The organism is Sutterella parvirubra YIT 11816 (assembly GCF_000250875.1).
Lineage (GTDB): Bacteria > Pseudomonadota > Gammaproteobacteria > Burkholderiales > Burkholderiaceae_F > Sutterella > Sutterella parvirubra.
Genome location: NZ_JH604962.1, coordinates 1 through 6,485 on the forward strand (window position 1 = coordinate 1; position 6,485 = coordinate 6,485).

The 6,485-nt window shown below is 64.7% G+C and carries 5 protein-coding genes; 3 read left to right on the forward strand and 2 right to left on the reverse strand.

The window, feature by feature from the left end; all coding sequences use genetic code 11:
- Positions 1–73 precede the first annotated feature (73 nt).
- Positions 74–304 (forward strand): hypothetical protein, encoded by a 231-nt coding sequence (locus HMPREF9440_RS05470; RefSeq protein WP_008542267.1) that lies wholly within the window; start codon positions 74–76, stop codon positions 302–304.
- Positions 305–530: 226 nt separating this feature from the next.
- On the opposite strand, the gene HMPREF9440_RS05475 is transcribed toward HMPREF9440_RS05470, so the two are convergent.
- On the reverse strand, positions 531–1,679 hold the full coding sequence (locus HMPREF9440_RS05475; protein WP_008542268.1) for a porin: 1,149 nt from the start codon (positions 1,677–1,679) through the stop codon (positions 531–533).
- Positions 1,680–1,959: 280 nt separating this feature from the next.
- Complete coding sequence (locus HMPREF9440_RS05480; RefSeq protein ID WP_008542270.1) at positions 1,960–2,502, reverse strand: hypothetical protein; 543 nt, start codon at positions 2,500–2,502, stop codon at positions 1,960–1,962.
- Positions 2,503–2,951: 449 nt separating this feature from the next.
- Here HMPREF9440_RS05480 and gpmI point away from each other — a divergent pair, with 449 nt between their 5' ends.
- Positions 2,952–4,487: a 2,3-bisphosphoglycerate-independent phosphoglycerate mutase gene (gene gpmI / locus HMPREF9440_RS05485; RefSeq protein ID WP_008542273.1), complete on the forward strand. Its 1,536-nt coding sequence runs from the start codon at positions 2,952–2,954 to the stop codon at positions 4,485–4,487.
- 371 nt (positions 4,488–4,858) lie between these two features.
- Entirely contained in the window at positions 4,859–6,430 is a 1,572-nt protein-coding gene (locus tag HMPREF9440_RS05490; protein WP_008542275.1) for a type I restriction-modification system subunit M, read from the forward strand.
- The last annotated feature ends 55 nt before the right edge of the window (positions 6,431–6,485 follow it).

The window sequence follows — 6,485 nt, forward strand, 5'->3', positions numbered from 1 at the left end:
TTACACGTTATTCCCTTACTAGTCCTTAGAGGGCGGTGCCGACCCGTCTTTTCGCACTGTCCGGAGACCGCCCATGCAGCGCCGCACGCTTCTTCCGATGCTTCTTCTCGCTCCCGCCGCGCTGACAGCCGGTCCGGCCCTGGCCCGCGGCTTGAAGGCCCCGGCGAAGGCGCAGCCGACGTTCGGGGAGACGCCCGACGGGCGGGCGGCAGGTGTCGAGAAGGTGAAGAGCGCCCCGATCGCCTCCAACATCCGCGCGGGCCTTCCCCGCTACATGCACCCGGTCGCGGCTTGGCGGGTGTGAGGAGCGTCGGCGCACACTGATCCGGCCAACCCGGCTGATCCGGCCGAACCCGGTCGAACCCGGCCGAGCGATTGCGGAGCTGCGGCCGAAGCGCCGCCGCCCGAATCACGCCCCGTACAAACAAAGAAGCGGCGTTGGGTTTTCACGCCCAAAGCCGCTTTTCTCACCGAATCGTCCGCCGACCTGACCGGTTCTCCCCTCCGGACCGGCCGACGAAACGCCCCGGTCAGAACTTGTGGTTCACCCCCACGAAGACGGTCGAGGCCGAGTGGCCCGGCTTGTCGGTCGGGAAGTTCGAAGAACCGCCGCCGCCCGTCAGACCGTAGTTGGCGAGGTCGCCGTTCCAGACAGCCGCGACGCCCGTGTAGAGGAACGTGCGCTTCGAGAGCGAGTAGTCGTAGCGGGTGCCGGCCGCAACCGCATCGCCGTCCGAATCCGTGAGGTTCTTCAGGTACCCCACGCTCGCGGCCCACTTGCCCTGCCCCATCGGCATCGAGAAGCCCACCTGAGTGGCGAGCACGTCGGAACCCTTCCGGATGTCGTCCGCACCCTTCTTGTAGGCCATCGTGAAGACGGGCTTCACGACGCCGAAGTCGTAGCCGACCGAAAAGTCGAGCTGGTAGTCGGTCGAGGGCGACACGTCGCCCGAGGGCATCACCTTGTGTTCGGCCTTGGCAGCGGAGGCGGCCCCGACGACGGTCAACGCATCCTGCATGAAGCGCACCGACGCGCCGTAGTAGTTGCCGCGGGTGGTCGAGACTTCGCCGTTCTTCTTCGTCGTTTCGCCGAGACCCACGAAGAGGCTCACGATCGTGCTGCCGAAAAGCTTGGGCGAGGTGTAGGAGATTGCGTTTTCGCTACGGGCGTTGAAGTCGTCCATCGCGCCGCCGTTGACGCCGGCGTAGCCGGGCGCGGAGAAGGTGCCCATGGCGGAGCCGAGCGAGTAGCCCACCGGGTCGGTCGAAGCCAACGCGATGAAGGTCGGCGTGTACTGGTAGCCGAAGCGCACTTCACCGAAGGAACCACGGAGACCGAGGTTCGCCTGACGCTGGAACATGTAGTTCCCGGCCGTGGGCGAGCCGTCGGGGGTGGACATGCCGTTCTCCGGCAGGAAGCCCATCTCAAGGTTGAAGGAGGCCTTCAAGCCTTCGCCCATGTCCTCTTCGCCCGAGACGAGGAGGAACGAGGGCGTCGCGCCGCCCGACGACAGACGCCCCTGCGTGCCGCTGCTCGTCGTGTAGGCCTCGACGTACGTGTCGATGCGGCCCGAAACGTTGATGTCGGCCGCCTGGGCGGGGATCGAAAGCGCGGCGCAGGCGAGCGCCGTCGCGGCGGAGAGCACGCGGACCGCGGCGGTCTGGCGAAGGAGCGTCATGGTTGGATTTCCTTTGGTTTTTCTTTTGCCGTAGGGAAAAGACGGGCTCGGACAGGCGTCGTCCGTCTTCAGGTGACGCGAAGCCTATCAGAAAAACCGCAGAAACGTACCGAGCGTTACTCAAAAGTAGCCGAAATGCGGTATCCGCGTTGCACGGGGCCGACAGGACGGAAGGCGAAAAAAGTACGTGCGCACACAAAAACGCTGTGAAATCAAGCGATTTCACGGCGTTCCGTACTTGATGCGGCGCCGGGCGGGGCGCCCGGCGGATTGTCGGGGCTTATTCGGCGGCCTGCGGATTCGCGGCCGGGACCGGGGTCTTCAAGAGGCGCGAGACGAAGGTCGCGACGTAGGCGTGGACGCGTTTGAGCGGAATCTCACCCTTTTCGTCCGCGGGGCCGGAGGCCTGCGCCATGGGACGCGTGCCTTCCAAAAGACGGAAGTCCATGCTCTTCAACTTCCCCTCCACCACCGCGAGGTCGTAGGTGATGGTCTTGGGGCAGGCCCCGGCGGGTTCGCCCTCACGCGTGAGCCTCGCGGCGACGCCGCCCGCCTGCATGCCCATGAGCAGCACGTTGTCCAACTGCTCGGACTGGATCTTGGCGTTCGGCATCAGGCAGACCGTTTCGCCGGGGGTGAGCATCATGCGGCCGACGTCCCCCGTCGCCACCGTGTCGGCGGGCGTGGCCGCGTCAGCCTGGGCGTCGGCATCGCCGCCCCCGAACCCCGGCATCGAGCCGCAGCCCGCGAGGAGCACCGTGCCGGTGAGGATCGCCGCGGCGAGGAAGGTCTGTCGGCGAAGAGTGGTCGTGAGGGTCGGCATGGGCTTGACTCCGGTGTGTGGTGAAGCTTCTTGTGTTCCTTTTCGGGGCGCGTCCGTGCGGCCGTTTCGAGCGTTCGTCGGCTCTTCCCGAGCCTACGCGCAACGCCGTCTTCTCGCGCCCTTGACGCTCCATTGTACTTTCGGTGCGGAGGAAAGTTCGCTTTCCGGATCGTTTTTGAGGCGGATTCGAAGAAGCCCTTTGACGGTGATGAGGGCGAAGGCTGGGACGAAGGTTTTGGGGAAGGTTTGGGCGGAGGGGCCCTCTTCCCGGAGGCTTCCGCCCGAAGGCTTCCCGCGCGCGTGATAACATCGGGCGCACACATCGAAGGCGACGATGCGCACGATGCGGAGAGTCTCTTCAAGGCTTCTCCCGGCGCCGCGCCTTCTTCTCAAGCAACGGCATTCTTCTTCCCGGGCGCCGCCCACCGGCCGGCGCCCCGCACCACGACATGACGAAACCCGTTCAGAAAGTCCTCCTCATGATCCTCGACGGCTGGGGCCGCGGCGACGGCTCCCGCGCCGACGTGATCTCGACGGTCCGCCCGCCCTTCCTCACCAACCTCGAAGCCTCCTGGCCGCACGCGCTCCTCAGGACCGACGGCCTTTACGTGGGGCTCCCTGAAGGCCAGATGGGGAATTCGGAAGTCGGCCACCTCAACATCGGCGCCGGCCGCGTCGTCTACCAGGACCTCGTGAAGATCAACAAGGCCTGCCGCGAGGGCACCCTGGGTGAGATCGAGGGCGTGAAGGCCTTGGTCTCCGCCGCGAAGAAGCCGGGCGCGCGTCTGCACCTCATGGGGCTCTTTTCGGACGGGGGCGTCCACGCCTCGAACGAACATCTCTACGCCTTCCTCTCGCTCGCCAAGAAGGAAGGGATTGAGGACGTCTGCGTCCACGCCTTCATGGACGGGCGCGACACCGACCCGAAGAGCGGGCTCGGGTTCATGCGTGAATTGGAAGCCAAGCTCGAATCCGGCGAGCTCCCCGGCAAAGTGGCGAGCATGATCGGCCGCTACTACGCGATGGACCGCGACAAGCGTTGGGAGCGCGTGAAGGAAGCCTATGACCTTCTGACGAAGGGGACCGGCAAGGCCGCCCCCCGCATGTCGGACGCTTTGGAAGCGAGCTACGCCGAGGGGGTGACGGACGAATTCGTGAAGGCGACCGTGGGGATCGACGCCGAGGGGCAGCCCCTCGGCCTCATCCGCCCGGGCGACGCCGTCCTCTTCCTCAACTTCCGAAACGACCGCGCGAAGGAACTCACCACGGTGCTCACCCAGCGCGAAGAGTCCGGCATGACGCCGATCCCCATCTTCTTCGCGACGATGACCCCGTACGACGCGTCCTTCACCGGGCTCACCGTCCTCTTCCCGAAGGAAAACGTCGTCAACACGATCGGCGAATGGGTGGCGAAGCAGGGGCTCACGCAGCTCCGCATTGCGGAGACCGAAAAGTACGCGCACGTGACGTTCTTCCTGAACGGCGGGCGCGAGGCGCCGTTCGAGGGCGAAGACCGCATTCTGGTCCCGTCGCCCAAGGTGGCGACCTACGACTTGAAGCCCGAGATGAGCGCGCCTGAAGTCGCGGAGAAGCTCGCCGCCGCTCTGCGCGAAGAGCGCTTCGACTTCGTCTGCCTCAATTTCGCGAACGGCGACATGGTGGGCCACACCGGCGTCTACGACGCCGTCGAGAAGGCCGTGAAGGCCGTCGACGACGCGGCGAAGATCGTGGTGGAGGCGGCTTTGGAATCCGGCTACGAAGTCGTCCAGATCGCCGACCACGGGAACGCCGACTGCGTGATGAATGCGGACGGGAGCCCCAACACGGCGCATTCCTTGTCGCCCGTGCCGATCACGGTGGTGAGCAAGAGGGTCGCGGCGGTTCAATCCGGCGTCTTGGCGGACGTCGCGCCCACCGTGCTCGCGATGATGGGGGTGGAGGCGCCCGCTGAGATGACGGGGAAGGTGCTGGTCTCGTTCAAGTGAGGTGACCGGGTTGCCCGGACGGCCTGACGGTTGACGCAGGCTGACGAAGGACGCTGCGGCGGGGAGCCCGGCGTCCTTTGTTTTGCGAGGAGGAACAACAGACGGTCGAAAGGCGGACGACGACCGACCGGACGGAGCACGGAGCCAAGCGCTCCGAGCCGGGGTTTCCTTGAGTTTGCGGAGGTTTTTCGGCCGATTTGCAGATACCCCACGATACCTCGGGCGATTTCGGGCGACAATGTCGGAATCACTTTGACAGACCGGCGGCCTCGGGCCGCCTTCGCCCTGCCTTTTTCAGCGCATTTGTGCGCCTTCCTGCGCCTGGGCGAAGGTTGGTTTCAGCCACCTCCCAACCCCGAACTCATCCACCCATGCAGCTCACATCCCGAGACCTCAACGCCGCGCTTTGGGCGGCCGCGGACGAAATGCGCAAGGTCATGTCCGCCGACGTCTACAAGGACTACCTCCTCGGCCTCGTCTTCTACAAGGCGCTCTCCGACAAGATGCTGGTCGAAGCCTACGACCTCCTCACCGACGAAAAGCCCGAGAGTCTCGAAGCCGCTCAGGAAGCGTATGAGACCGCGGCCGCGGATCCCGACACCTGGGAAGAGCTCGAGGCCGAGATGACCGCCCGCTTCGGCTGTGCGATCCTCCCGCAGCACACCTTCACGGCGTTCTACGAGCAGATCAACAACCGCACCTTCATGCTCCGCGACCTGCAGCAGGCCTTCCGCGAAGTGGAGACCGCGAAGGGCGACGTCTACGAAGGACTCTTCGAAGACTTCGACGTGGACTCGAAGGACCTCGGGAAGACCGTCGACAAGCGCAACGACATGATCGCGTCCGTCATCAAGGCGCTCGCGCACATCGACTTCAACCTCTACGACGAAGACGCCCTGGGCGACGCCTACGAGTACCTGATCTCGCAGTTCGCGTCGGAATCCGGGAAGAAGGCGGGCGAGTTCTACACGCCGCAGTCGGTCTCGGAATTGATCGCGAGCATCGTCACTCACGGCCAGGCCTCGAAGTACGGCTTCACGGTCTACGACCCGACGTGCGGGTCGGGGTCGTTGCTTTTGCAGATCCGCAAGTTCGTCGAGAACGCCGGCGGCGTCGACAACCAGGCGGCCGTGCACTACTTCGGGCAGGAGCTCAAAAACCAGACCTACAACCTGGCGCGCATGAACATGATGCTTCACCGCGTGCCGGGGTCCCACCAGCATCTGCGAAACGGCGACACGCTCGATGCCGACTGGCCGACGGACGAGCCCACGAACTTCGACGCGGTCGTGATGAATCCGCCCTATTCCCAGAAGTACGACGCCCGGGAGGGGCTCCTCTCCGACCCGCGCTTCGCCCCCTACAAGAAGCTCCCGCCCGCGAGCAAGGCGGACTTCGCGTTCCTCATCCACGGGTTCTACCACCTGAAGGAAACAGGGACCATGGGGATCGTGCTCCCGCACGGGGTGCTATTCCGCGGGGGCGCGGAAGGCGTCATCCGCCAACGATTGTTGGAGACGGGGAGCATCTACGCCGTGATCGGTTTGCCCGCCGGGATCTTCTTCTCGACCGGGATCCCGACCTGCGTGATCATCCTGAAGAAGCAGAACCCGTCCCGCGACGTGCTCTTCATCGACGCATCGAAGGACTTCAAGAAGGAGCGCGCGAAGAACTACCTGATGCCCGAGCACCTGGAGAAGATCTTCCAGGCGTACCTCGACCGCAAGGACGTGGAGAAGTACGCGCACTTGGCGTCGTTTGACGAAATCCGGGAGAACGACTTCAACCTCAACATTCCGCGCTATGTCGACACCTCGGAGGAAGAGGAAGAGATCGACCTGCAGGCGGTCTTCCGCGAGCTCGCGGAGATCGAGCGGGAGGAAGCTGAGGTGGATCGGAAGTTGGCGGGGTTCTTTGCCGAACTCGGGATCTCGATGAAGTGAGGATCAAGCATGAACCCCAAACTACGTTTTAAGGAACCTCTTCACGGAAGAGGTT